23 protein-coding genes and 2 tRNA genes are annotated in these 23,433 nt (G+C 61.4%); 5 read left to right on the top strand and 20 right to left on the bottom strand.

What is annotated here, in order from left to right; all coding sequences use genetic code 11:
* Positions 1-2 precede the first annotated feature (2 nt).
* Positions 3-78 (bottom strand) — tRNA-Ala (locus tag AC2CGW_RS24840).
* 236 nt (positions 79-314) lie between these two features.
* Positions 315-1,796, bottom strand: coding sequence for a glutamate--tRNA ligase (gltX, locus tag AC2CGW_RS24835; protein ID WP_054893088.1), 1,482 nt, complete (start codon positions 1,794-1,796; stop codon positions 315-317).
* Positions 1,797-1,939: 143 nt separating this feature from the next.
* Between gltX and AC2CGW_RS24830 the strand changes: the two genes are divergently transcribed.
* Together AC2CGW_RS24830 and AC2CGW_RS24825 are read left to right on the top strand one after the other, a co-directional pair.
* Complete coding sequence (locus AC2CGW_RS24830) at positions 1,940-3,013, top strand: HlyD family secretion protein (RefSeq protein WP_186666792.1); 1,074 nt, start codon at positions 1,940-1,942, stop codon at positions 3,011-3,013.
* The gene (locus tag AC2CGW_RS24825) at positions 3,003-4,553 is read left to right on the top strand and encodes an MDR family MFS transporter (protein WP_189657716.1); all 1,551 of its coding nucleotides are present in this window, start codon (positions 3,003-3,005) and stop codon (positions 4,551-4,553) included. The genes AC2CGW_RS24830 and AC2CGW_RS24825 overlap by 11 nt, the downstream gene beginning before the upstream one ends.
* 36 nt (positions 4,554-4,589) lie before the next feature.
* Here AC2CGW_RS24825 and uvrB read toward each other — a convergent pair whose 3' ends face one another.
* Positions 4,590-6,605: an excinuclease ABC subunit UvrB gene (uvrB, locus tag AC2CGW_RS24820; protein ID WP_186666793.1), complete on the bottom strand. Its 2,016-nt coding sequence runs from the start codon at positions 6,603-6,605 to the stop codon at positions 4,590-4,592.
* Positions 6,606-6,893: 288 nt separating this feature from the next.
* Between uvrB and AC2CGW_RS24815 the strand changes: the two genes are divergently transcribed.
* A complete protein-coding gene (locus AC2CGW_RS24815) occupies positions 6,894-8,090 on the top strand; it encodes an amino acid aminotransferase (protein WP_484574756.1) in 1,197 nt (398 codons plus the stop codon).
* Positions 8,091-8,152: 62 nt separating this feature from the next.
* Positions 8,153-8,228, top strand: a tRNA-Asn gene (locus tag AC2CGW_RS24810).
* An 80-nt stretch (positions 8,229-8,308) separates the two neighbouring features.
* On the opposite strand, the gene AC2CGW_RS24805 is transcribed toward AC2CGW_RS24810, so the two are convergent.
* The 16 genes from AC2CGW_RS24805 to AC2CGW_RS24730 all read right to left on the bottom strand — a co-directional run bounded on the left by AC2CGW_RS24805 (position 8,309) and on the right by AC2CGW_RS24730 (position 21,729).
* On the bottom strand, positions 8,309-8,869 hold the full coding sequence (locus AC2CGW_RS24805) for a DUF1285 domain-containing protein (RefSeq protein ID WP_484574755.1): 561 nt from the start codon (positions 8,867-8,869) through the stop codon (positions 8,309-8,311).
* A gap of 10 nt (positions 8,870-8,879) precedes the next feature.
* Positions 8,880-9,485, bottom strand: a complete 606-nt coding sequence (locus tag AC2CGW_RS24800) for a DUF4823 domain-containing protein (RefSeq protein WP_186707945.1) — start codon at positions 9,483-9,485, stop codon at positions 8,880-8,882.
* A gap of 65 nt (positions 9,486-9,550) precedes the next feature.
* On the bottom strand, positions 9,551-10,519 hold the full coding sequence (locus AC2CGW_RS24795; RefSeq protein WP_484574754.1) for a GTP 3',8-cyclase MoaA: 969 nt from the start codon (positions 10,517-10,519) through the stop codon (positions 9,551-9,553).
* Positions 10,520-10,649: 130 nt separating this feature from the next.
* Positions 10,650-11,285, bottom strand: a complete 636-nt coding sequence (locus tag AC2CGW_RS24790; protein WP_065861191.1) for a TetR/AcrR family transcriptional regulator — start codon at positions 11,283-11,285, stop codon at positions 10,650-10,652.
* A gap of 570 nt (positions 11,286-11,855) precedes the next feature.
* Complete coding sequence (locus tag AC2CGW_RS24785) at positions 11,856-12,638, bottom strand: TatD family hydrolase (protein WP_186721175.1); 783 nt, start codon at positions 12,636-12,638, stop codon at positions 11,856-11,858.
* Positions 12,639-12,676: 38 nt separating this feature from the next.
* Positions 12,677-13,663 (bottom strand): DNA polymerase III subunit delta', encoded by a 987-nt coding sequence (locus AC2CGW_RS24780; RefSeq protein ID WP_186721176.1) that lies wholly within the window; start codon positions 13,661-13,663, stop codon positions 12,677-12,679.
* Positions 13,656-14,288 (bottom strand): dTMP kinase, encoded by a 633-nt coding sequence (gene tmk / locus AC2CGW_RS24775; RefSeq protein WP_288377837.1) that lies wholly within the window; start codon positions 14,286-14,288, stop codon positions 13,656-13,658. The genes AC2CGW_RS24780 and tmk overlap by 8 nt, the downstream gene beginning before the upstream one ends.
* Positions 14,289-14,297: 9 nt before the next feature.
* Positions 14,298-15,482 carry an endolytic transglycosylase MltG gene (mltG, locus tag AC2CGW_RS24770; RefSeq protein WP_484574753.1) on the bottom strand — a complete coding sequence of 395 codons (1,185 nt, stop codon included), beginning with the start codon at positions 15,480-15,482 and terminating at the stop codon, positions 14,298-14,300.
* 3 nt (positions 15,483-15,485) lie between these two features.
* Entirely contained in the window at positions 15,486-16,307 is an 822-nt protein-coding gene (gene pabC, locus AC2CGW_RS24765) for an aminodeoxychorismate lyase (RefSeq protein ID WP_484574752.1), read from the bottom strand.
* Positions 16,307-17,551 carry a beta-ketoacyl-ACP synthase II gene (fabF, locus tag AC2CGW_RS24760; protein ID WP_186666803.1) on the bottom strand — a complete coding sequence of 415 codons (1,245 nt, stop codon included), beginning with the start codon at positions 17,549-17,551 and terminating at the stop codon, positions 16,307-16,309. The genes pabC and fabF overlap by 1 nt, the downstream gene beginning before the upstream one ends.
* A gap of 175 nt (positions 17,552-17,726) precedes the next feature.
* Positions 17,727-17,963: an acyl carrier protein gene (acpP, locus tag AC2CGW_RS24755; protein ID WP_186666804.1), complete on the bottom strand. Its 237-nt coding sequence runs from the start codon at positions 17,961-17,963 to the stop codon at positions 17,727-17,729.
* A 204-nt stretch (positions 17,964-18,167) separates the two neighbouring features.
* On the bottom strand, positions 18,168-18,908 hold the full coding sequence (gene fabG / locus AC2CGW_RS24750) for a 3-oxoacyl-ACP reductase FabG (protein ID WP_054925392.1): 741 nt from the start codon (positions 18,906-18,908) through the stop codon (positions 18,168-18,170).
* 17 nt (positions 18,909-18,925) lie between these two features.
* Positions 18,926-19,864 carry an ACP S-malonyltransferase gene (gene fabD / locus AC2CGW_RS24745; RefSeq protein ID WP_484574751.1) on the bottom strand — a complete coding sequence of 313 codons (939 nt, stop codon included), beginning with the start codon at positions 19,862-19,864 and terminating at the stop codon, positions 18,926-18,928.
* A gap of 127 nt (positions 19,865-19,991) precedes the next feature.
* A complete protein-coding gene (plsX, locus tag AC2CGW_RS24740; protein WP_186666807.1) occupies positions 19,992-21,002 on the bottom strand; it encodes a phosphate acyltransferase PlsX in 1,011 nt (336 codons plus the stop codon).
* A 3-nt stretch (positions 21,003-21,005) separates the two neighbouring features.
* Positions 21,006-21,188 carry a 50S ribosomal protein L32 gene (gene rpmF / locus AC2CGW_RS24735; RefSeq protein WP_008096416.1) on the bottom strand — a complete coding sequence of 61 codons (183 nt, stop codon included), beginning with the start codon at positions 21,186-21,188 and terminating at the stop codon, positions 21,006-21,008.
* A gap of 13 nt (positions 21,189-21,201) precedes the next feature.
* Complete coding sequence (locus AC2CGW_RS24730; RefSeq protein ID WP_411384067.1) at positions 21,202-21,729, bottom strand: YceD family protein; 528 nt, start codon at positions 21,727-21,729, stop codon at positions 21,202-21,204.
* Positions 21,730-21,824: 95 nt separating this feature from the next.
* Between AC2CGW_RS24730 and AC2CGW_RS24725 the strand changes: the two genes are divergently transcribed.
* Positions 21,825-22,403 (top strand): Maf family protein, encoded by a 579-nt coding sequence (locus AC2CGW_RS24725; RefSeq protein ID WP_484574750.1) that lies wholly within the window; start codon positions 21,825-21,827, stop codon positions 22,401-22,403.
* Between the two features lie 33 nt (positions 22,404-22,436).
* Here AC2CGW_RS24725 and AC2CGW_RS24720 read toward each other — a convergent pair whose 3' ends face one another.
* Positions 22,437-23,432, bottom strand: coding sequence for a S49 family peptidase (locus AC2CGW_RS24720; RefSeq protein ID WP_186666809.1), 996 nt, complete (start codon positions 23,430-23,432; stop codon positions 22,437-22,439).
* Between the last annotated feature and the right edge of the window lies 1 nt (position 23,433).

Genomic DNA, 23,433 nt, shown 5'->3' with positions numbered 1-23,433 from the left:
ATTGGTGGAGCTAAGCGGGATCGAACCGCTGACCTCCTGCATGCCATGCAGGCGCTCTCCCAGCTGAGCTATAGCCCCACAATGTCGCTTTGAACCGAATCACCGGCTGGGTGCCTGATGCTTCATTTTCGTTCATCGCTGTGGACGGGGCGCATATTAAGATCGGATTGCAGCACTGTCAAACGAATTCGTGAAAATATTCAAAATTTTTTTCACAGATAACAATCACTTACCGCCCTGCCCTGCTCCTGGGGAATGCCGGGTGCCGTGGCAGCGGGACAAGCCCGCTGCCACGGCATTGTGTGACAAGCCAATCAGGCAATGTTTGCCAGCAGCTTTTCCCACTCTTTGTTCTCTTTCTTCGACACACCGCCCAGCAGCTCCAGTGCCTGACGCAGACGGTAGCGGGTCAGGTCGGGGCCGAGAATCTCCATGGCATCGAGCACCGACACCGAGCTGGCTTGCCCCGAAATCGCGGCGAACATCAGCGGCATGGCGTCACGCAGCTTCAGCTCCAGGGCCTCGACCACCGCCTGGATGCAGCCGGTAATACGCTCCTTTTCCCACTGCCGCAGGCTTTCGAGCTTCCACAAGATCAACTGCATGACCTGACGCACCTGATCGGGCGACAGTTTCTTGTGCTCGAACAGCTTGGCATCGAGCTTGAGGGCGCCCTCGAAGAAGAACCCGCCCAGTGGCGCGATCTGGCTGAAGGTTTCGACACGCCCCTGTACATGCGGTGCGATCTTCATCATGTAGTCGCTGTTGAACGCCCACTTCTGCACACGCGCAGCAAACTCCTCGACCGGCAGGTCGCGCAGCCACTGGCCATTGAGCCAGGACAGCTTCTCGATGTCGAAGATCGGCCCGCCAAGGGAAATGCGCGACAGGTCGAAATGCTCGACCATTTCTGCCAGGGAGAACTTTTCACGCTCGTCCGGCATCGACCAGCCCATGCGCCCCAGGTAGTTGAGCATGGCCTCAGGCATGAAGCCCATACGCTCGTAGAACGTGACCGAAGTCGGGTTCTTGCGCTTGGACAGCTTGGATTTGTCCGGGTTACGCAGCAGCGGCATATAGCACAGCTTGGGCTGCTCCCAGCCAAAATACTCGTAGAGTTTGATCAGCTTCGGCGCCGACGGCAGCCATTCCTCGCCTCGCAGGACGTGGGTGATGCCCATCAGGTGGTCGTCGACCACGTTGGCCAGGAAGTACGTCGGCAGGCCGTCGTTCTTCATCAGCACCTGCATGTCCATGCGGTCCCACGGAATTTCGACATCGCCACGCAGCATGTCAGGCACCACGCAGATGCCCTCGCTCGGCACTTTCATGCGAATCACGTGAGGCTCGCCAGCGGCCAGTCGACGCTGCACTTCCTCGGCGCTCATTTTCAATGCGCGGCCGTCATAGCGCGGTGTTTCGCCGCGAGCCATCTGTTCGGCACGCATCTGATCCAGCTCTTCGGCGGTGCAGAAGCAATAGAACGCATGGCCGGCATCGACCAGTTGCTTGGCGTACTTGGCGTAGATCTCACCGCGCTCGCTCTGCCGGTAGGGGCCATGCGGGCCGCCAACGTCCGGACCTTCGTTCCATTCGATCCCGAGCCAGCGCAGGGCGTCGAAGATCTGCTGTTCCGACTCGCGGGTCGAACGCAACTGATCGGTGTCTTCGATACGCAGGATGAACTCGCCGCCGTGCTGCTTGGCAAAGCAGTAGTTGAACAGGGCGATGTAGGCGGTGCCGACGTGGGGGTCGCCAGTGGGCGATGGCGCGATACGCGTGCGAACGGTGGTCATGGACAGTCTCGGACGAAAGATGAAACAAAGGCGAGATGTTAGCAGGGTGCGGGCATCGGGCTCCAGCAATGGCGCTATCGTCACTTGTGGCGGTGCATTGCCGAGCTGTTAAATTTGCTTACATTTCTGGAACGATAGTCCCTATGCCTGCTCAACTCAAACGCCGCCTGCTGATCTTTCTCGCCTTGGTGGTGCTGATCGCCCTCGCCTTTCTCGCCCATTGGTACTTCAAGGGGCGCTTCTACGAAAGTACCGACAATGCCTATGTGCAGGGTGAGATCACACGCATTTCCAGCCAGCTTGGTGCGCGGGTCGACGAGGTTCTGGTAGAGGACAATCAACACGTCATGCGAGGCGACCTGCTGGTCCGCCTGGAGGTCGCCGACTTCCAGCTGGCGGTCGAGCGCGCCCGGGCGGCACTGGCGACGCGAGAAGCCGAGCGTGTCCAGGCGCAAAGCCGACTGATCCAGCAAGACAGCTTGATCGCCGCCGGTCGAGCCCAGGTTGCCGCCAACCAGGCCACTCTCGATCGCTCGCGCCTGGACCTCAATCGTGCCGAAGCCCTGCGCAAACCCGGGTTCGTCTCGGAAGAGCGAGTCACCACCCTGTCTGCAGAAAACCACGTCGCCCGCTCCCAGGTCGACAAGGCCCAGGCCGACCTGCAGAGCCAGCGCCAGCAGATAGATGCACTGACGGCCGAACTCAAGCGCCTCGATGCACAAATTGCCAACGCCCGAGCAGACCTGGCACAGGCAGAACTCAACCTTACCCGCTGTGAAATCCACGCCCCCATCAGTGGCACCATCGGTCAGCGCAGCGCCCGCAATGGCCAGGTGGTGCAGGCCGGCGCCTATCTGCTGTCGATCGTCCCGGACGAAGACATCTGGGTGCAGGCCAACTTCAAGGAGACCCAGATCGGCAACATGCATCGGGGCCTGCGTGCCGAACTGACCTTCGACAGTTATCCCGACACCCCGATCGAAGGCCGTGTCGATAGCCTGTTCGCTGCATCCGGGGCGCAATTCAGCCTGCTGCCACCGGACAATGCCACGGGTAACTTCACCAAGGTGGTACAACGCATTCCGGTCAAGCTGACCTTTGCCGCCAATAACCCCTTGCATGGCCGTATTCGCCCAGGCATGTCGGTAACCGCCACCGTCGACCTGCGCGACACGGCCGATCAGGCAGAGCGCGGCGAGCCCCACGATGGCCGGTGATCAACTGCTGCGACCGACCGCGGAGCCGAGCAGGCGCGACTGGATTGCGGTGATGAGCGTGATGCTCGGCGCATTCATGGCAGTGCTGGACATTCAGATCACCAACTCCTCGCTCAAGGATATCCAGGGGGCACTGTCTGCCACCCTGGAAGAGGGCTCGTGGATCTCGACCTCCTACCTGGTGGCGGAAATCATCATGATCCCGTTGACCGCCTGGCTTGTGCAGCTGCTTTCCGCCAGGCGCCTGGCGGTGTGGGTGTCGCTCGGTTTCCTGGCGTCCTCGTTGTTGTGCTCGATGGCCTGGAACCTGGAAAGCATGATCGTGTTTCGCGCCCTCCAGGGCTTTACCGGCGGCGCCCTGATTCCGCTGGCCTTCACCCTGACCCTGATCAAACTGCCCGAACACCATCGGGCCAAGGGCATGGCAATGTTCGCCATGACCGCGACCTTCGCGCCCTCCATCGGGCCGACCCTGGGCGGCTGGCTCACCGAAAACTGGGGGTGGGAATACATCTTCTACATCAACATCCCGCCGGGGCTGGTGATGATCGCGGGCCTGCTCTACGGGCTGGAGAAGAAACAGGCGCACTGGGAGCTGCTCAAGAGCACCGATTACGCCGGCATCGTCACCCTGGGGGTCGGCCTGGGTTGCCTGCAGGTGTTCCTGGAAGAAGGTCATCGCAAGGACTGGCTGGAGTCCAGCCTTATTGTCGGCCTGGGTACCATGGCCCTGCTCTGCCTGATCACCTTCGTCATCCTCCAGCTTTCCCGAGCCAATCCCCTGATCAACCTGCGCATCCTCGGCAACCGCAACTTCGGCCTGTCGAGCATCGCCAGCCTGGGCATGGGTGTAGGGCTTTATGGGTCGATCTATCTGCTGCCGCTGTACCTGGCGCAGATTCAGGGCTACAACGCCCTGCAGATCGGCGAGGTGATCATGTGGATGGGTATTCCACAGCTGTTCCTGATTCCGCTGGTGCCGCAACTGATGAAGGTCATTGCACCCAAGCTGCTCTGTGCACTGGGGTTTTGCCTGTTCGGGGCTGCCAGCTTCGGCTCGGGAGTGCTCAACCCGGATTTCGCAGGGCCGCAGTTCAACCATATCCAGATCATTCGTGCACTTGGGCAGCCAATGATCATGGTCACCATCTCGCTGATCGCCACGGCTTACATTCAGCCTCAGGATGCGGGCTCGGCCTCGAGTCTGTTCAACATCCTGCGCAACCTGGGTGGCGCCATTGGTATCGCCTTGCTGGCCACCTTGCTGGATGCACGGACCAAGGTGTATTTCGACTACCTGCGCGAATCAGTGGTCCCGAGCAACCCGCAAGTGGCGGAGCGACTGGCCCAACTGGCCGAACGGCTAGGCAGTGACAGCGCAGCACTGGGGCGCTTGAGCGAAATCACCCACCAGCAGGCACTGATCATGGCCTACAACGATGCGTTCCACCTGGTAGGGATCGGTTTGGCAGTCAGCATGGTGGCAGTACTGCTGACACGCAAACTGCCACAGGGACTGAAGGCCGGGGAGGCACATTGACCAGTATCCCGGACGCTTCTGCACCGATGCGCGCGCTTAGCTGGCAATAAGCCGCTCACGCAACTGCCCGATCTCATCGCGCAACTGAGCGGCGGCCTCGAACTCCAGGTCGCGGGCCAGCTGGAACATCTTCTCTTCCAGCACTTTGATGCGCTTGGTGATCTCGCCAGGGGTCTGCAGCTCTGCCTCGTAGCGCGCAGCCTCCTCCGCCGCCTTGGCCATGCCCTTGCGCTTCTTGCTGCGCGCACCGGGCACCGTGGCACCTTCCATGATATCGGTGATGTCCTTGACCACCCCCTTGGGCACGATGCCATTCGCTTCGTTGAACGCGACCTGCTTGTCCCGACGCCGCTCGGTCTCGTCGATCGCCCGCTGCATGGAGCCGGTCACCTGGTCGGCATAGAGGATCGCCTTGCCGTTGAGGTTACGTGCTGCGCGGCCGATGGTCTGGATCAGCGAACGCTCCGAACGCAGGAAGCCTTCCTTGTCGGCATCGAGAATGGCCACCAACGACACCTCCGGCATGTCCAGACCCTCGCGCAACAGGTTGATGCCCACCAATACATCAAAGGTGCCCAGACGCAGGTCTCGGATGATCTCCACACGCTCCACGGTGTCAATGTCCGAGTGCAGGTAGCGCACACGCACATCATGATCTGCAAGGTAGTCGGTAAGGTCCTCGGCCATGCGCTTGGTCAGGGTCGTCGCCAGCACCCGCTCCCCCACCGCCACTCGCTTGCCGATTTCCGACAGCAGGTCATCCACCTGGGTGAGGGCTGGACGCACCTCTACCTGAGGATCGACCAGACCGGTCGGCCGTACCACCTGCTCGACCACGCGCCCGGCATGCTCAGCCTCGTAGGGGCCGGGTGTCGCCGAGACGAAGATGGTCTGCGGGCTGACCGACTCCCACTCGTCGAAGCGCATGGGCCGGTTATCCAACGCCGATGGCAGACGGAAACCGTACTCCACCAGCGTCTCCTTGCGAGAACGGTCGCCCTTGTACATGGCGCCGACCTGGGGAACGCTGACGTGTGATTCATCGATCACCAGCAACGCATCGGCAGGAAGATAATCGTAGAGCGTCGGCGGCGGTGCCCCAGCCGGGCGGCCGGACAGATAGCGCGAGTAGTTCTCGATACCGTTGCAATAGCCCAGCTCCAGGATCATCTCCAGGTCGAAGCGCGTGCGCTGCTCCAGACGCTGGGCCTCCACCAGTTTGTTGGCCTTGTTGAGGTACTCAAGCCGCTCGCCGAGCTCCTCCTTGATGCCGTCCACCGCCTCGAGCAGGGTCTCGCGCGGGGTCACATAGTGGCTCTTGGGGTAGAAGGTGAAACGCGGCAGCTTACGGATCACTTCGCCGGTCAAGGGGTCGAAGGCGGCGATGTTCTCTACTTCGTCGTCGAACAGCTCGATACGGATAGCCTCGAGGTCCGATTCGGCCGGGAAGATGTCGATCACGTCGCCACGCACCCGGAAGGTGGCGCGGGCAAAATCCATCTCGTTTCGGGTGTATTGCAGGTCGGCCAGCCGGCGCAGCAGTGCGCGCTGGTCGAGCTTGTCACCGCGATCGACGTGCAGAACCATCTTCAGGTAGGTTTCCGGGCTGCCCAGACCATAGATACACGACACCGTGGTGACAATGATCGCGTCGCGCCGCTCAAGCAATGCCTTGGTCGCCGACAGACGCATCTGCTCGATGTGGTCGTTGATCGAGGCATCCTTCTCGATGAAGGTGTCCGACGACGGGACGTAGGCTTCCGGCTGGTAGTAGTCGTAGTAGGAGACGAAGTACTCCACCGCGTTGTTCGGGAAGAACGCCTTGAACTCGCCGTACAGCTGAGCAGCCAGCGTCTTGTTCGGCGCCAGCACCATGGTCGGGCGCTGGACCTGCTGAATGACGTTGGCGATGCTGAAGGTCTTGCCGGAGCCGGTCACCCCGAGCAGGGTCTGGTGCGACAGCCCCGCCTCGATACCCTCGACCATCAGGCGAATGGCCTCGGGCTGGTCGCCGGCGGGCTGGAATCGGGTGACGAGCTGGAACTCGGACATGACGGGACCTCGTGGATGTCGCGGCAACTGTAAATTTAGCCAGTAGTCTATACGCAAAAAGGCGCGCCGGGGTGGCCTTCGCCGCTGCAGATGTGAACGCTCATTGCAGTGGACCCGGCAATTCGACCAATGGTCGAAAAATATTTGCGCAAAGCGCCTGAAAACCTGTGCCAGAGTGTCGCAGTGACCGGTCGGTATCACTATACTGACTCCCCGTTTGCACCGCTTCAGTGCACTGGGCTGGAGGGTGCATCTCCTATCACTCTCCTATTCAGAGCCAAGGTAACAATGAGCCTGTTTTCCGCTGTCGAGCTGGCACCCCGCGACCCCATCCTGGGCCTCAACGAAGCATTCAACGCCGACCCACGTACCGACAAGGTCAACCTGGGCGTCGGTGTCTATTGCAATGAGGAAGGCCGCATCCCGCTGCTTCGCGCGGTGATCGAAGCCGAAACCCAGCGTGTCGCCCAACATGCCTCCCGCGGCTACCTGCCGATCGACGGCATCGCCGCCTACGACCAGGCCGTGCAGAAACTGCTGTTCGGCGCTGAATCCCCACTGCTGGCTGCAGGCCGCGTAGTGACCGTGCAGGCTGTCGGCGGCACCGGCGCACTGAAGATCGGTGCCGATTTCCTCAAGCGCCTTTCGCCGAACGCGGTCGTCGCCATCAGCGATCCGAGCTGGGAAAACCATCGCGCCCTGTTCGAGACTGCAGGCTTCCCAGTACAGAACTACCGCTATTACGACGCACCGAGCAACGACGTCAACCGCGCCGGCATGCTCGAAGACCTGAACAAGCTGCCATCGGGCTCGATCGTCGTCCTGCACGCCTGCTGCCACAACCCGACCGGTGTCGACCTGTCGCTCGACGACTGGAAGAACGTGCTGGAAGTGGTCAAAGCAAAGGGCCACGTACCGTTCCTCGACATGGCCTACCAAGGCTTTGGCGACGGTATCAGCGAAGATGCCTTCGCCGTGCGCCTGTTCGCCGAGTCGGGCCTGGAGTTCTTTGTCTCCAGCTCGTTCTCCAAATCGTTCTCGCTGTATGGCGAGCGCGTTGGCGCACTGTCGATCGTCACCGCCTCGAAAGACGAGAGCACCCGCGTGCTGTCGCAGGTCAAGCGCGTGATCCGCACCACCTACTCCAACCCGCCGACCCACGGTGCAACCATCGTCGCCACCGTGCTCAACAGCCCGGAACTGCGCCAGATGTGGGAAGCCGAGCTGGGCGAGATGCGTGAACGCATCCACGGCATGCGCAAGCAGATGGTCTCGCTCCTGGCCGAGTACGGCGCCAACCGCGACTTCAGCTTCGTCGGTCGCCAAGTCGGCATGTTCTCCTACTCAGGCCTGACCGTGGAACAGGTCGCGCGCCTGAAGAACGACTTCGGCATCTATGCGCTGGACACCGGTCGCATCGCCGTGGCCGCACTGAACCAGAGCAACATCCACGTGGTCGCCAAGGCCATCGTCGAAGTGCTGTAACTGTTTGATTTGCCAGGGGGCGGCTTGACTTCCCCTTGGCATTCAGTAAGATACGCGCAGATTCCGCGATAGCTCAGTCGGTAGAGCAAATGACTGTTAATCATTGGGTCCCTGGTTCGAGTCCAGGTCGCGGAGCCAGACACTGAAAAACCTCCAGATGCGCAAGCACTGGAGGTTTTTTTGTTTTCCGGGATCAGAAAGATCGCCGCAAGATGCGCTCAGCGGTCGCGCCCGATAGGGTAGAACACCCCACCACTCCAAACCCCCAACCACTCCTCGCCATTGATCACGCGCGGCACGGCAAGCTCCACCAGTTGGTAGAACACATTGCGGTGGATGAGCGCTTCGAGGTTGCTGCGCATCAGCAGGTAAGGCGATGGCTCATGCGTTGTCGGATCGGTCTCTACCCGAATAGGGTGATCAGGACCGGCATCGACCTGATCCTCGACATTGCTGGTGAAACGCAGGACCTGCTGCTCACCACTACCCTCCACTTCCAGGCTGACCGCCACGAACGGCGCATCATCGACACGAATGCCGACCTTCTCCACAGGCGTTACCAGAAAATAGTCATCACCGTCACGACGAATGATGGTAGAGAACAAGCGCACCATTGGCTTGCGCCCGATCGGCGTCCCCAGGTAATACCAGGTGCCGTCGCGGGCGATGCGCATGTCGATATCGCCGCAGAAATCAGGATTCCACAGGTGCACGGGAGGCAGTCCCTTGTCCTTGGGAATCTGCGCCAGAAGATCGTTGGCCTTACCCGTACCTGTCATCACCCGTTCCTTACCGACTCATTCCCAGGAGACTACGAGCGTACTCGCGCATGGGTGCCGCGAGCAAATCCTGCGGCGTGTTGTCGTGGAACGTCAACAAACCGCCACGGCTCTTGATGCGCGCTGTATCGATCAAGTAGCGAGTGCTGGTTTCGATCAGCATCATCTGCACTACACCGGTATCCCAGCCAAGGCGATCCACTGCCTGCTCGTCGTACCATTCATCGCCATTACCAATGCGGTCATCGGTGCGGGCGAAGCGGGTATAGAGCACGTAATGGGCGCCCACCGAACGCGCCTGCGCGATGGCGTCCTCCAGACCCAACGGCGCCTTGGCGCGACGCACCAGCGGGAAATACTCGACGAAGCTCTTGAATGCCTCTTCGGCAACGGCATTCTGCTGCGGCACCGGGCCTTTTCCAGGCGGAACGAAAGCGCCCTGGCCAATGAAGATGAACGAATCAGGCTGCAGCCGGACCGACAAGGTTCGAGTGGTATCACTGTGATCGAGCAGACCGGCGTCGCTCATCTGATAGCGAACACCTTCGCCCATGTCGCTGACTTTCATGCAGCCGCTCAACGCCATCAGCGCCAGCAGCAAGACCAGGCTACGCATCTTTCCTCCAGTGACCGGTGACGAAAAACCGGCGAATAGCCGCCAGATGCAGCTTTTGCGCCAGCTCAGCCGCCGATCACCTTCATCACGGTCACACCACCCGAGAACGCCAGCTCCTGCTTGTCCGCCAGGGCCTTGACCAGCAGCCGCTGAATCACCGGAAGCGCCTGGTGACGCGGCTTGTCGAGCAGGTCGCCGATAAAGTGACGATTCCCCGAGGACAGGCAGCCATGCAGCCAGCCGGTAGACGACAAGCGCAAACGCGAGCAGGTCCGGCAAAACGGCACGCTCTCGTTGGCAATCACACCAAAGTGACCTTGGCCGGGAATCTGGTAGCGCAGGGCCGTCGCATCCAAGGCCGCTGGCGCCTGCTGGAAGTGATATTGATGGCCGATCAGTACCAGCAATTGCTCGAGACTGACGAACTGACGCAGGAATGCATTCGAATCAAGCGCCAGATGGCCCATGCGCATCAACTCGATAAACCGCAGTTCATAGCCTCTTGCCAGGCAGTAGTCGAGCAGCGGCACCACCTGATCGAGGTTGTGTCCGCGCATCGGCACCATGTTGACCTTGATACGCATACCCGCTGCACTCGCCTCCTCCATGCCCCTCAGCACGCTGGCCAGGTCGCCGCCCCGGGCAATGCTGCGAAACGCGGTCGGGTCAAGGGTGTCGAGGGAGACATTGAGCCGGTCGATACCTGCCGCGCGCAACACGGCAAGCTTGCGACTCAACAACTGGCCGTTGGTGGTCAAGGCGATATCCTTGAGCCCCAAGCCACCGACAATCTTCAGGAACGGCTCCAGGCGAGGGCTGATCAACGGTTCGCCACCGGTAATGCGCAGGCGCTCGATACCTGCGGCATCGACCAGATAAGCCACCCCGCGCGCCAGCGCATCGGCGCAGAGCTCATCCTGTGCAGCCACCAGGCGCTTGCCATCGGGCACGCAGTAGCTGCAAGCATAGTTGCAGGCAGCCGTCAGGCTGACGCGCAGGTTGCGAAAACGCCTGCCTTGACGATCGACGATCATGGATGACTCCGGCATGAGAAAAAGCGAGCCGGCAAAACTTGACTCAAAGATCAAGTTTTTGCAAGCCCTGTCGCCGAAGCGGGCGTGGCTGGCGGAGCCTGCCCATCATGGGCAGTACCCCGCAGGGGTTTCAGGCTGCCGGTTCCGGATCGCGCTTGCGCTTGTTGCCCATGCGCACGCCGATGTCCATCAGGAACTGGAAGAAACCTTCCTGATCCTCGAGAACGTTGCTCCAGAACGGCGAGTGATACAGCGCTACAGCGCCATGCACCAGCGCCCAGGCAGCACAGTAGTGGAAGTACGGCGGCACATCCTCGAGCTTGCCTTCGCTGATACGGCCCTTGATCAACTGGGTCAGGCGCTCGAAATTGGAGGCGCGGATACGGTGCAGTTCCTCGACCATCTCCGGCACTTGGTTACCCTTGACCACCTTCTCTTCAAGACGGTCGAACAAGCGGTAGCGCTGAGGATCACGCATCCGGAACTCGAAGTAGGCACGCGACAGGGCTTCCTTGTCGCGGTCGACGTCGTCCGAATGCAACAGCGCATTCAAGTCACGCTCGTAGTCGAGCATCAGGCGCAGGTAGATCTCCGCCTTGGACTTGAAGTGCTTGTAGATCGTGCCTTTGCCGATACCGACAGCGTCGGCGATCATCTCGACGGTGACACTGTCTTCACCCTGTTCGAGAAACAGCTTGAGCGCCGTGTCGAGGATTTCTTGCTCGCGGCGGCGAAACTCACGGACCTTACGAGGTTCTTTCTGCATAGGAAGGACTGGATGACAATCGAAGCAGATTATTATGCCTAACTTGCGGCAAATTGCACGGATCATCCAACCATATCTATGTTTCATGATGAGTTTGCATGCAAACCGTGCCTGTCCGGCTTGAATCGCATGAGTGCGTGCGACGCCCCGCGCCCGGCCGACTCTCGCCTCCAACCGACGCAGCACGGCTCGCCAAGGCCACCACGCTCATCGAATTCCGCACGTCGGCACGAAGAAAGCGTACGAGTCGCGCACTCTTCAACCTTTTAACCGCACCTCTATACAAATCGGCACCTGATAGGCGCAAATTCACCCAGAGTCCGCCCAATGCCATGCCCTGATGGCCCATTGGCTGTCAGGTGTATTCCAAATCTGTTTAAAAAACGACCAACTGGCGCTGGCAGTGCGAGGATACTCGCCAATACTTGAAGTGTTGGCGCGGCGCATCCCCCCCAAGTGGCGCGCCGATAAAGGTGCCCAGGGACCGCGTACCTTTGTTTTACTCCTAATGGTCTTAACCCGGATTCCTCCCCCAGAACCCGGGTTTTTTTTGCCCGCCCGGCCTTATCCTCAGGCGACGCGCGCCAACGGGAACAGGCGCTTGAAGTTGGCGGTCGTCTGCTCGGCCAACTGCGCATAGCTCACCCCCCGCAACGATGCGATGTACTCGGCGACCTCACGCACGTACTGCGGCAGATTGGGCTTGCCGCGATACGGGATGGGCGCCAGGTACGGCGAGTCGGTCTCCACCAGCAGGCGCTCGACAGGCACCTGGCGTGCAACCTCGCGCAGCGCATCGGCGTTGCGGAAGGTGACGATTCCGGAGAGCGAGATGTAGTACCCCAGATCGAGTGCGGCCTTGGCCATGTCCCAGTCTTCCGTGAAGCAGTGCAGCACACCCGCCTGCGGCAGGCTGGCCTCGCGCAGCAGCGCCAGGGTGTCCGCCCGCGCCGCGCGAGTGTGAACGATCACCGGCTTGCCGGTCTGCCGGGATGCCTCCAGGTGCAGGCGGAAAGATGCCTGCTGCAGCTCGGCGGCCTCCGGCTCGTAGTGATAGTCCAATCCGGTTTCGCCGATAGCCACCACGTGCGGGTGGGCCAGCTCACGCAGCAGCCACTCCAGCGCAGGCGTCTCCCCCGGAGCCAGGTCGAGGGGGTGCACGCCTACCGAACAGTCGACGTCGGCGTACTGCTCGCTCAGGGCCTTGACCGCCCCGGCGTTCTCGGCGCTTACGCCGATGCATAGAAAATGCCCGACTCCACGCTCGCGAGCCGCCTGCAGTGCGGCATCGAGCGAGCCGGCATGGGCGCTCAGGTCAAGTCGGTCGAGGTGGCAATGGGAATCTACGAGCATGGAATGAGAGCACACATGAAAATAAACGATGGGGGGAATCAGCGCGTGGCCAGCATCTGCAGCCAATGGGCCAACAAGGCTTCGAGCAGCAACACGCGATTGAGGTTGGCCTTGCCCTGCACTTTCTGGCGCTGTTCGAGAATCCAGGCCTGGACCTCGAGCACCCTGCCCTGCCTGCTCTTCTGCGCAAGGTATTGTACGACCTTGCGCATGTCGGCCAAGCCTAGCCCGTCCTCGTCCTGGGTCAATTGATAGCGCAGGATCAGGTGCGACCAGTCGCAGAACCAGTCGAACAGCAACAGCAGCGGCACATTGCTCCAGGCTTCAGCCAACTGAGAGGGCGATTGCTGCTGCTTGATCAGCTTCTTCACCCCCTCGGTGACCAGCGCGCGCTGCTCGCGCACACCCTGGGACTGCAAGGTGACGGCCATCAGTGGCGATCCCGCCGCCAGGGTCAGCAGTTCGTCACGCTCGATCTGATCGAGCTCCGGCAGGGCCGTCGCCAACCAGGCGTGACTCTGCGCAAGCGTCGGCTGGGCACAGGCCACCTGCTGACAACGGCTCTTGATGGTAGGCAACAAACGGCTGGGCTGATGGCTCACCAGCAGCAGCACGGTATCGCCCGAAGGCTCTTCGAGGCTCTTGAGCAAAGCGTTCGAAGCATTGACGTTCATCGCTTCGACCGGCTCGATCAGCACCACCTTGCGCCCGCCCAACTGCGCAGTCTGCACCACGAACGAAACCAGATCTCGCACCTGGTCGACCTTGATGGGCTTGTCTGCCTCTTCCGGCTCCAGCACGAAGTTATCGGGGTGGCTGCCAGCCTTGAGCAACAGGCACGACTTGCATTGCCCGCAGGCATCCACGCCATGCGGCTGCTGGCACAACAGGCGAGCCATCAGGCGTTCGGCCATGGCTCGCTTGCCGATGCCCTGCGGCCCGTGCAACAGGTAGGCATGGGCATGCTGGCTGCGCCCGGCCAACTGCTGCCAGAGCGCTTGCTGCCAGGGGTAGGCCTCAGCCACGGCAACGCTCCAGGATACCTGGCAGCAATGCATCGATGGCGCGCTGTACCGCCTCGAGCGACTGCCCGGCGTCCAGCAGGCTGTAGCGCTGTGGTGCCTGGGCTGCGCGTTGCAGATAGGCCTGACGCACCGCCTCGAAGAATGCCTGGCCCTCCTGCTCGAAGCGATCCAGGCGTCCGCGAGCGGCAGCACGGGCAAGGCCGACTTCCACTGGCAGATCGAAGACCAGGGTCAGGTCCGGGCGCAGCGCACCCTGAACGAAGTCTTCCAGCACCGCGATGCGCTCCACCGGCAGGCCACGCCCGCCGCCCTGATAGGCGTAGGTGGCATCGGTAAATCGGTCGCACAGCACCACGGCGCCCCGCGCCAGCGCCGGGCGAATGACCTCGGCCAGATGCTGGGCGCGTGCAGCGAACATCAACAGAAGCTCGGTGTCGGCCGCCATGGCTTCGTCGCTGGGAGCGAGCAGCAACTCGCGGATACGCTCGGCCAACGGCGTACCGCCAGGCTCACGGGTCATGACCACATCCACGCCCTGCTCACGCAGGCGTGCGGCCAGGTACTCGCGGTTGGTGCTCTTGCCCGCGCCTTCGGGGCCTTCCAGAGTGATGAACAAACCGCTCACGGGCATTCCTTACTGTTTTTCGGTGGGCGCCGGCGCCTGTTCGGGCGCGGGCTCTTCGGCGGACTGGGTTGGTGCGCCTTCAAGGGGTTCGCCGGACCGAGGCGAGGCTTCAGTTGGCGGCTCGGCGTCCGGTGCCTGATCGACCGTACCCTGCGGGGCTTGTGGTGCTGGGCTGGAGCGGTAGTCGGCGCGGCGCTTGAGCTGATATTCGCGCACAGCCGTATTGTGGTCGTCCAGGTCATCGGAGAATACGTGGCTGCCATCGCCACGCGCGACGAAATACAGGCTGGTACCGTCTGACGGATTCAGGGCAGCGTGAATCGCCTCGCGCCCGACCATGGCGATCGGTGTCGGCGGCAGGCCGGTCATGGTGTATGTGTTGTAGGGTGTCGGTGCACGCAGGTCGGCACGCGTGATCTTGCCGTTATAGCGCTCACCCATGCCGTAGATCACTGTAGGGTCGGTCTGCAGCATCATGCCCAAGCGAAGGCGGCGCACAAATACACCTGCGATCTGCCCTCGCTCCTGGGGGATACCGGTTTCCTTCTCCACCAGCGAGGCCATGATCAGCGCCTGGTAGGGATCACGGTATGGCAAATCGGTTACCCGGTCTGCCCACTCCTTGGCCAGCACCTCCTCAAGGCGCATGTAGGCTTGCTGCAACAGCTCCACATCGCTCATGCCGCGCACGAAGCGGTAGGTGTCCGGGAAGAAACGCCCCTCAGGGAACACACCGGTATGCCCAAGCTTGTCCATCACTTCAGTATCGGACAGCCCGTCGAGGGTGTGCTTGATCTTTTCATGCCTGGCCACGGCCGAGCGCACCTGGCGGAAGGTCCAGCCCTCGACCAGGGTGAGGTTGTACTGCACCACATCACCACGGCGCCAGGCATCGAACAGCGCTTCGACGGTCATGCCGGGCGTCAGGCGGTATTCCCCCGTGTGCAGTGCAGTGCCAGCCATGTTGAAACGCCAGTAAAGTCGCAACCAGAAGGCGTCGTCGAGCAACCCTTCACTCTGCATGCGATAGAACATGCGGTTGGGGTTGGTGCCATTGGGCACATCGAGCAGGCGCTCTTCGGTGACATGCAACGGCTGCTCCAGGACCGAGTTGACCTTCCAGGCCGACCAGCCTACGGCCAGGCCGGCAAGGATCAGGCCCATTTCCAGCAGCAGCAGGATTTTGCGTCTCACGAATCAGGTATCCAGTAACGTACGGGCAACGGCCTGCAGTTTACGGGTGAGCGGCCCGGCCGGCCAGTCGAGGTTGAGCGCAGCGAACGAGCGCACAGGCCAAATTCCATACACGCTATTGCAGACGAACACTTCATCGGCCGTCTCCAGATCGGCTTGCACGAGGTCAGCTGTTCGGACCTCGATACCCAGCGCCGAGGCTTCGTCCAGCAGCGCAGCGCGCATGACGCCTGCCACGCCGCAGCGGCTCAGGTCGGCGGTCAGCAGCACGCCATCGCGGACCAGGAACAGATTACTGTAGACCCCTTCGATCAGGTGCCCTTGCACATCACGCATCAAACCCTCGGCGCAGGCAGGGTCCTGCCATTCGGCGCGAGCCATTACCTGCTCCAGACGATTGAGGTGCTTGAGCCCGGCCAGCAGCGGCTGCTGCGCAAGACGGGTCTGGCAGTCGAACAGCCCGATCCCCTGCTCCGCGTTGGCCACGGGATAAGCAGGCATTGGACTGCCCTGGAGAATGCGTCGGGCCACGGCTTCGGAGGCGGGCGCATAGCCGCGCTGGCTATCACCGCGAGTGACGATCAGTTTGGCTACGCCTTCACCGAGCTGGCTGGCGTAGCGCAGCAACTCGTCGCAAACACACGCATGATCGATATCGATCGCAAGCCGCTGACAACCCTGCTTGAGTCGATCGAGATGTCGCGACAGCAGGCTGGGCCTGCCGCCGCGAACGGCGATAGTCTCGAACAGACCATCGCCGTAGGCCAGGCCGCGGTTCTGCAGGTTGACTGCAGTCGCCGGCTGGCCATCGATCCAGCTGTGCATCAATCGGCGAACCGGCGGAAGACCAGCGAACCGTTGGTACCGCCAAAGCCGAAGGAATTGGACAGCACGACATCGATCGGCATGCTGCGCGCCTGGTGCGGCACGAAGTCCAGGTCGCAACCTTCGTCCGGCTCGTCCAGGTTGATGGTCGGCGGCGCCATCTGGCTGTTGATCGCCAACACGCTGAAGATCGCCTCTACCGCACCGGCAGCCCCAAGCAGGTGACCGGTCATCGATTTGGTCGAGCTGACGGCCAGCTTGTAGGCGTGCTCGCCGAACACACGCTTGATGGCCGCCACTTCGGCGATATCGCCAGCGGGGGTCGAGGTGCCGTGGGCGTTGATGTAGCTGACGTCTTCAGGCTTCACACCCGCATCGCGCAGGGCGTTGACCATGCAGCGTGCAGCGCCGTCGCCGGTATCCGGTGGCGACGTCATGTGGAACGCGTCCCCGCTCATGCCGAAACCGACCAGTTCGGCATAGATGGTCGCGCCACGTGCCTTGGCATGTTCAAGCTCTTCCAGTACCAGGGCGCCGGCACCATCGGACAATACGAAACCATCACGCCCCTTGTCCCACGGACGGCTGGCACGGGATGGCTCGTCATTGCGAGTCGAAAGTGCCCGCGAGGCGCCGAAACCGCCCATGCCCAGGCCGCACGCGGCCATTTCCGCGCCACCGGCGATCATCACGTCAGCCTCGCCATAAGCGATATTTCGTGCGGCCATGCCGATACAGTGAGTACCGGTGGTGCACGCCGTGGATATCGCATAGTTGGGGCCCTGCAGACCCAGATGGATCGACAGGAAGCCGGAAATCATGTTGATGATCGAGCCCGGCACGAAGAATGGCGAAATCCGGCGCGGCCCTTGCTCGTGCAGGGTACGGCTGGTGTCTTCGATATTGGTCAGGCCACCGATCCCCGAGCCCATGGCCACGCCGATGCGCTCGCGGTTGGCGTCGGTCACTTCCAGGCCAGCATTGCGCACCGCCTGGAAACCGGCCGCCAGGCCGTACTGGATGAACAGGTCAAGCTTGCGAGCTTCCTTGGCCGACAGGTACTGCTCGACCTCGAAGCCCTTCACCGAGCCGCCAAAACGGGTGGAGTAGGCACTCAGGTCCGTGTGTTCGATCGGACCGATGCCACTGCGGCCAGCCAGAATGCCCTGCCAGGTGCTTGGTACATCAGTACCCAGTGGCGACAGCATACCCATACCGGTGACCACGACGCGTCTACGCGACACAGCACTCTCCTTTTCTAATAACAGAGTCTCTTGCGATTGCACTCAGCACGGCCGAATGAAATGGCAACAGGCTCTCGATTGCCCGGTGAATGACGCCAATGGCTCGCAAAGAAAAAACCGCACGCCGGCAAAGGCAGTGCGGTTTTTCCCGACAAGAAGCGTCGACTGAAACGTCTTAGGCCTTGTGGCTGTTGACGTAGTCGATTGCAGCTTGAACGGTAGTGATCTTCTCGGCTTCTTCGTCAGGGATTTCGGTCTCGAATTCCTCTTCCAGAGCCATCACCAGCTCAACGGTGTCAAGCGAATCGGCACCCAGGTCTTCAACGAAGGAAGATTCGTTCTTGACTTCCTCTTCCTTGACGCCCAGTTGCTCGGCGACGATTTTCTTGACGCGTTCTTCGATGGTGCTCATACCTAGTTTTCACTCCTAATGGACATATGTCAGGCAGCTGGCCGGTGACCAAGTTTATAGGAAGACGCCTGCTTTTCAAGCGTAACGCGCCTTCACGAGAGACACCCGGCCTGCCACCTGGAATCTGGTTGCAGCTTTATAACGGATTTTAGGCTCGCAGTATGACTGTTTTTTTAAGCAATCCGTCACATTGAGTTGCTGATGTTACATGTACATCCCGCCGTTCACTGGCACGGTAGCGCCAGTGACATAGGCTGCGCCGTCGGATGCCAGGAAGGAAACCACTTTCGCGATCTCCTCGGCCTGACCCAGGCGGCCCAGCGGAATCTGGGTCTGCAGCGCTTCACGCTGCGCCTCGGGCAGCTCGCGGGTCATGTCGGTATCGATGAAGCCCGGGGTGACCGAGTTTACAGTGATACCGCGCGAACCCACTTCACGCGCCAGGGCACGGCTGAAGCCTTCGAGGCCCGCCTTGGCAGCGGCGTAGTTGGCCTGGCCGGCGTTGCCCATGGCCCCGACGACCGAACCGATGCTGATGATACGACCCCAGCGCGCCTTGGTCATGCCACGCAGCACGCCCTTGGACAGACGGTAAAGGCTGTTGAGGTTGGTGTCGATGACATCGAACCATTCTTCATCTTTCATGCGCAGCATCAGGTTGTCGCGGGTGATACCGGCATTGTTGACCAGGATCGCCGGCGCACCGAACTGCTCGGTGATCGCGGCCAGAACGGCACTCACGGACTCTTCGCTGGTGACATTCAGCTCAAGACCCGTACCAGTGATGCCATGCTCCTTGAGGGTCTCGGCGATGCGCTGGGCACCCGAAGCGGAAGTGGCGGTACCGATTACGGTCGCGCCCTGGCGGCCCAGCTCCAGGGCGATGGCCTGGCCAATACCACGGCTGGCGCCGGTGACCAGTGCAACTTTACCTTGCAGGCTCATGCAAGTTTCTCCAGATATCAGGCCAGCGCCGCACGGGTGGCGGCGACGGCGTCAGGGGTATTGAGGTTGTAGGTGGTGACGCCATCGGCGCAACGCTTGTTCAGGCCAGCCAGGACCTTGCCCGGGCCGCACTCGACCAGGTTGACCGCACCGCGGGCCGCCAGGGTCTGCACACACTCCACCCAACGTACCGGCTGGTGCAGTTGCGCCAACAGGTCGTGCTTGAGTGCGTCGAGATCGGCCGCAACGGCGGCGGTGACGTTCTGCACCACCTGAATCTGCGGCGCCTTCCACTCGATGGCGTTGACCGCTTCAGCGAAACGATCGGCAGCCGGCTTCATCAGCGCACAATGCGACGGAACGCTGACCGCCAATGGCAGCGCACGCTTGGCGCCCTTGGCCTTGCACAGCTCGATCGCACGATCGACCGCCGCCTTGTTACCGGCGATCACGACCTGGCCCGGGGAGTTGAAGTTGACCGCACTGACCACTTCATCCTCGGCCGCCTCGGCGCAGATGGCAACCACATCGGCATCATCCAGGCCGAGAATCGCAGCCATGGCACCGTGACCCGCAGGCACGGCCTCCTGCATCAGCTGACCACGGCGCTCGACCAGACGAACGGCGTCCTTGAGCGACAGGCTGCCAGCCGCGACCAGGGCACTGTACTCACCCAGGCTGTGACCAGAGACCAGAGCAGGTTGCGCGCCGCCCTCTTCCAGCCACAGACGCCAAAGGGCGATCGAGGCTGTCAGAATGGCCGGCTGGGTCTTGTCGGTTTGATTGAGTTGTTCTTCCGGACCTTCCTGGACCAGCTTCCACAGGTCGTAGCCCAGAGCCTCGGAAGCTTCCTTGAAGGTCTCGACGATCACCGGCTTTTCAGCGCCGAGCTCGGCGAGCATGCCCAGCGACTGGGAGCCTTGACCAGGAAAGACGAATGCGAGGGATGCAGACATTGAACAAGCCCTTATGATCTTGTCGTCGGATAGGGTGCGCCCCACCAATGGCGAGGCGCGGAATCTGAAAACTTGGATGGAAACGCAGACCAAGCGGTCACATTTAACCACTTCATCGCCGATATGCCTAAAGCAACAGGTCTTCTAGACGACCATGCAGCCGCTGCGGCAGATTTTCCTGGATCTCGATCAGCGCACGCTGAATCGCACTCTGCAAACCTTGCACGCCCGCCGAGCCATGGCTCTTGATGACGATACCCTGCAAACCGAGAAAGCTTGCGCCATTGTGTCGCGCCGGCGCCAGGTCGGCCTGCAGGCGCCTGAGCAACGGCATCGCCACCGCCCCGGCTGCACGGGAAAACAGCCCCCCCTTGAACAGCGCTTCTATACGCGCCCCGATCATGCTCGCCAGCCCTTCGCTGGACTTGAGCAGGATATTGCCGACGAAGCCGTCGCACACCACCACGTCGGCCTCACCGCGATACAGACCATCGCCTTCGACAAAACCGATGTAGTTCAACCCACGGGCATTGTGCAACAGACTGGCCGCCAGCTTGACCTGCTGGTTGCCCTTGATGTCTTCGGTACCGACATTGAGCAGCGCCACGCGCGGGCGCTGGATCCCCAGCGCCTGAGCCGCCACCGATCCCATCACGGCGAACTGGTAGAGGTTCTCGGCACTGCAATCGACATTGGCACCCAGATCGAGCAACTGACAATAGCCAGCCTGGGTTGGAATCGCCGCCACCATGGCGGGGCGATCGATGCCCGGCAGCGTCTTGAGGACAAAGCGCGACAGCGCCATCAGCGCCCCGGTATTCCCGGCGCTCACACAGGCCTGCGCCTTGCCGTCGCGCACCAGCTCGAGGGCGACGCGCATCGACGAATCAGGCTTGCCGCGCAACGCCTGCGAAGGCCGCTCGTCCATGCCCACCACCTCGCTCGCCGCGACGATTTGCAGGCGCGCACGATCGGCAGCTGCAAGGCCACTGACAAGTTCTTCAAGGAGAGAGGGTTGACCGACAAGGGTCAGGTGCAGCGAGGGAGTAGCCGAAAGGCAGGCAATGCTAGCCTGGACAATGCTGCGGGGACCGAAGTCCCCGCCCATTGCGTCGATCGCGATGATCTGAGCGGACAAGGATTACTCGTCAGCGCCCTTGTCGATCACTTTGCGACCACGGTATACGCCTTCTGGCGAAACGTGGTGGCGCAGGTGTACTTCACCGGTGCTCTTCTCTACGGACAGCGCGTTTTCCGACAGGGCGTCGTGCGAACGACGCATGTCACGGGCAGAGCGGGATTTTTTGTTCTGCTGAACAGCCATAATTGATTAACTCCTAAACGTTTGGGTCACGCTTTAACTGCGCCAAGACACTGAACGGGTTGGACCGCGATACCTCGTCCTTGCTCGATTCGGGCTCGTCTGCGCCCGCCGGCTGCTGGCATTCTTCCGGATGATGAGCAGGCACGATAGGGAGGGCGAGCAACAGCTCCTCCTCGATCAGCGCCTGCAGATCCAAAGGATCTTCGCCCAGTTCCAGCACGTCATAGCCTTTCGGCAACGACTGGGTATTCGCACCCTCCTTCACCACGGCGTAAGTACATTCGCTGTGAATCGGCAGGGTGACCAGCTCAAGACAACGCTGGCAAACCATTTTGACTTCGACGCTCAGATCGCTGTGGATAACCACAACGTGCTGCTCGTCTCGCTCAAAATCGAACTTCGCCTGCACCGTACCGACATTATCGGAAAGCGGGTCGCAGAGTCTTTCCAAATCAGCGAGTTGCAGCGAACCTTGGAGGGTTACGCCACGATCGGCCAATTTGCGCGGGTCAACGTGAGGTGGAATCGGGTCATTCAACATAGGCGCAGCATTCTAGGGATGCCCCCCGCCCCTGTCAAAGGAAATTAGGCGGCATCACGCATGTTAGAATCGGTTCAATTGCGAAGGAGTCTACCATGCTTCCCCTGCTGCTTGCTTCAAGCTCCCCCTACCGGCGCGAACTGCTCCAGCGCCTGCGCCTGCCTTTCACCTGGGCAAGCCCCGATATAGACGAAAAGCGCAACGCCGAGGAGCCTGCCACCGAACTGGTCCGTCGCCTGGCCCGACAAAAAGCCGAAGCCCTGGCAAACAGCCATCCGCAACACCTGATCATCGGCTCGGACCAGGTCGCTGTACTGGGCGAGCAGATCCTTGGCAAGCCGCACACCTTCGAGCGCGCCTGCGAGCAATTGCTGGCCGCCAGCGGGCAGCAGGTCACCTTCCTGACCGGCCTCGCCCTGCTCAACAGCAGCACGGGACAATGCCAGGTAGACTGCATACCGTTTACCGTAACCCTGCGCGAACTGGACCGCGAACGGGTCGAGCACTACGTGCAGGCAGAACAGCCCCTGGACTGCGCAGGAAGCTTCAAGGCGGAGGGATTGGGGGTGACACTGTTCCAGAGCACCCACGGCTGCGACGCGACGAGCCTGATCGGGCTACCGCTGATTCGCCTGGTAGACATGCTGCACGCAGAAGGTGTGCAGCTACCCTGAAAGAGGGGGCTGCCCGGCAGCCCCGCTCATGACTCAACGCAGGGATGGCCCCTGGAAGCCCATGTACATGGCCAGGCGCTCGGCGACGCTGGCCCCGATACGCTTGGAGAAGCGGTCGAACGGCGATTCCTGCACCGTGAAGTCCACCAACTCTTTCTCGCCGACGATGTCACGCGCCACGTAGCTGGCACTGCCCAGTCCATCGATCAAACCCAGCGCCTTGGCCTGCTCGCCCGACCAGATCAGACCACTGAACAGCTCTGGGTGCTCCTTGTCTTTCAGACGCTCCCCTCGGCCCTGCTTGACCATGGCGATGAACTGATTGTGCGTGGTATCCAGCACGCCCTGCCAGAACGCAGTCTCTTCAGGCTTTTGCGGCGAGAACGGGTCGAGGAAGGCCTTATGCTCGCCAGAAGTGTAGGCACGACGCTCCACACCGAGCTTTTCCATGGTTCCGACGAAGCCGTAGCCGGCCGCAGTCACGCCAATGGATCCGACCAGGCTGGCCTTGTCGGCGTAGATCTCATCCGCCGCACTGGCGATGTAGTAGGCACCCGAGGCACCAAGGTCGGTGATCACTGCATACAGCTTGATCGCCGGATATTCGGCGCGCAGGCGACGAATCTCGTCATATACATAACCCGCCTGCACCGGACTCCCGCCCGGACTATTGATACGCATCACCACAGCCTTGGTCTTGGCATCCTTGAACGCGTCACGCAGGCTCTTGATGATATTGTCGGCGCTGGCAGCTTCCTGGTCGGCGATCACCCCGCGCACTTCCACCAAGGCGGTATGATTGGCACTGCGCGAGGCCGTACTCTCCATGTCCATCAGCGGCGAGAACAGGAACAGGAGACCGAACAGGTAGAGGAAGGTCAGCAACTTGAAGAAAATCCCCCAGCGCCGCGCACGACGCTGCTCCTGAACACCTGCCAGGAGGGTCTTCTCGAGCAGCTTCCAGCTCTTGCGCTCTTCCTTGTCCTGCGCTGCGCCCTCGGGCTCAGGGGCTTTCCACTCGTCAGCCATG

It is taken from the genome of Pseudomonas sp. SYWMCR5 (genome assembly GCF_057197165.1).
This window is presented reverse-complemented; position numbering and strand designations above follow the sequence as displayed.

What these genes read in the sequence shown, in the direction of transcription:
- AC2CGW_RS24825 (WP_189657716.1), top strand. Translation starts at nt 3,003, where the DNA reads ATGGCCGGTGATCAACTGCTGCGACCGACCGCGGAGCCGAGCAGGCGC.
- AC2CGW_RS24720 (WP_186666809.1), bottom strand. Translation starts at nt 23,432, where the DNA reads ATGGCTGACGAGTGGAAAGCCCCTGAGCCCGAGGGCGCAGCGCAGGAC.
- AC2CGW_RS24800 (WP_186707945.1), bottom strand. Translation starts at nt 9,485, where the DNA reads ATGCGTAGCCTGGTCTTGCTGCTGGCGCTGATGGCGTTGAGCGGCTGC.
- AC2CGW_RS24790 (WP_065861191.1), bottom strand. Translation starts at nt 11,285, where the DNA reads ATGCAGAAAGAACCTCGTAAGGTCCGTGAGTTTCGCCGCCGCGAGCAA.
- fabG (WP_054925392.1), bottom strand. Translation starts at nt 18,908, where the DNA reads ATGAGCCTGCAAGGTAAAGTTGCACTGGTCACCGGCGCCAGCCGTGGT.
- acpP (WP_186666804.1), bottom strand. Translation starts at nt 17,963, where the DNA reads ATGAGCACCATCGAAGAACGCGTCAAGAAAATCGTCGCCGAGCAACTG.
- gltX (WP_054893088.1), bottom strand. Translation starts at nt 1,796, where the DNA reads ATGACCACCGTTCGCACGCGTATCGCGCCATCGCCCACTGGCGACCCC.
- AC2CGW_RS24725 (WP_484574750.1), top strand. Translation starts at nt 21,825, where the DNA reads ATGCTTCCCCTGCTGCTTGCTTCAAGCTCCCCCTACCGGCGCGAACTG.
- AC2CGW_RS24830 (WP_186666792.1), top strand. Translation starts at nt 1,940, where the DNA reads ATGCCTGCTCAACTCAAACGCCGCCTGCTGATCTTTCTCGCCTTGGTG.
- AC2CGW_RS24805 (WP_484574755.1), bottom strand. Translation starts at nt 8,869, where the DNA reads ATGACAGGTACGGGTAAGGCCAACGATCTTCTGGCGCAGATTCCCAAG.
- fabD (WP_484574751.1), bottom strand. Translation starts at nt 19,864, where the DNA reads ATGTCTGCATCCCTCGCATTCGTCTTTCCTGGTCAAGGCTCCCAGTCG.
- AC2CGW_RS24815 (WP_484574756.1), top strand. Translation starts at nt 6,894, where the DNA reads ATGAGCCTGTTTTCCGCTGTCGAGCTGGCACCCCGCGACCCCATCCTG.
- AC2CGW_RS24795 (WP_484574754.1), bottom strand. Translation starts at nt 10,519, where the DNA reads ATGATCGTCGATCGTCAAGGCAGGCGTTTTCGCAACCTGCGCGTCAGC.
- pabC (WP_484574752.1), bottom strand. Translation starts at nt 16,307, where the DNA reads ATGCACAGCTGGATCGATGGCCAGCCGGCGACTGCAGTCAACCTGCAG.
- uvrB (WP_186666793.1), bottom strand. Translation starts at nt 6,605, where the DNA reads ATGTCCGAGTTCCAGCTCGTCACCCGATTCCAGCCCGCCGGCGACCAG.
- AC2CGW_RS24785 (WP_186721175.1), bottom strand. Translation starts at nt 12,638, where the DNA reads ATGCTCGTAGATTCCCATTGCCACCTCGACCGACTTGACCTGAGCGCC.
- AC2CGW_RS24730 (WP_411384067.1), bottom strand. Translation starts at nt 21,729, where the DNA reads ATGTTGAATGACCCGATTCCACCTCACGTTGACCCGCGCAAATTGGCC.
- rpmF (WP_008096416.1), bottom strand. Translation starts at nt 21,188, where the DNA reads ATGGCTGTTCAGCAGAACAAAAAATCCCGCTCTGCCCGTGACATGCGT.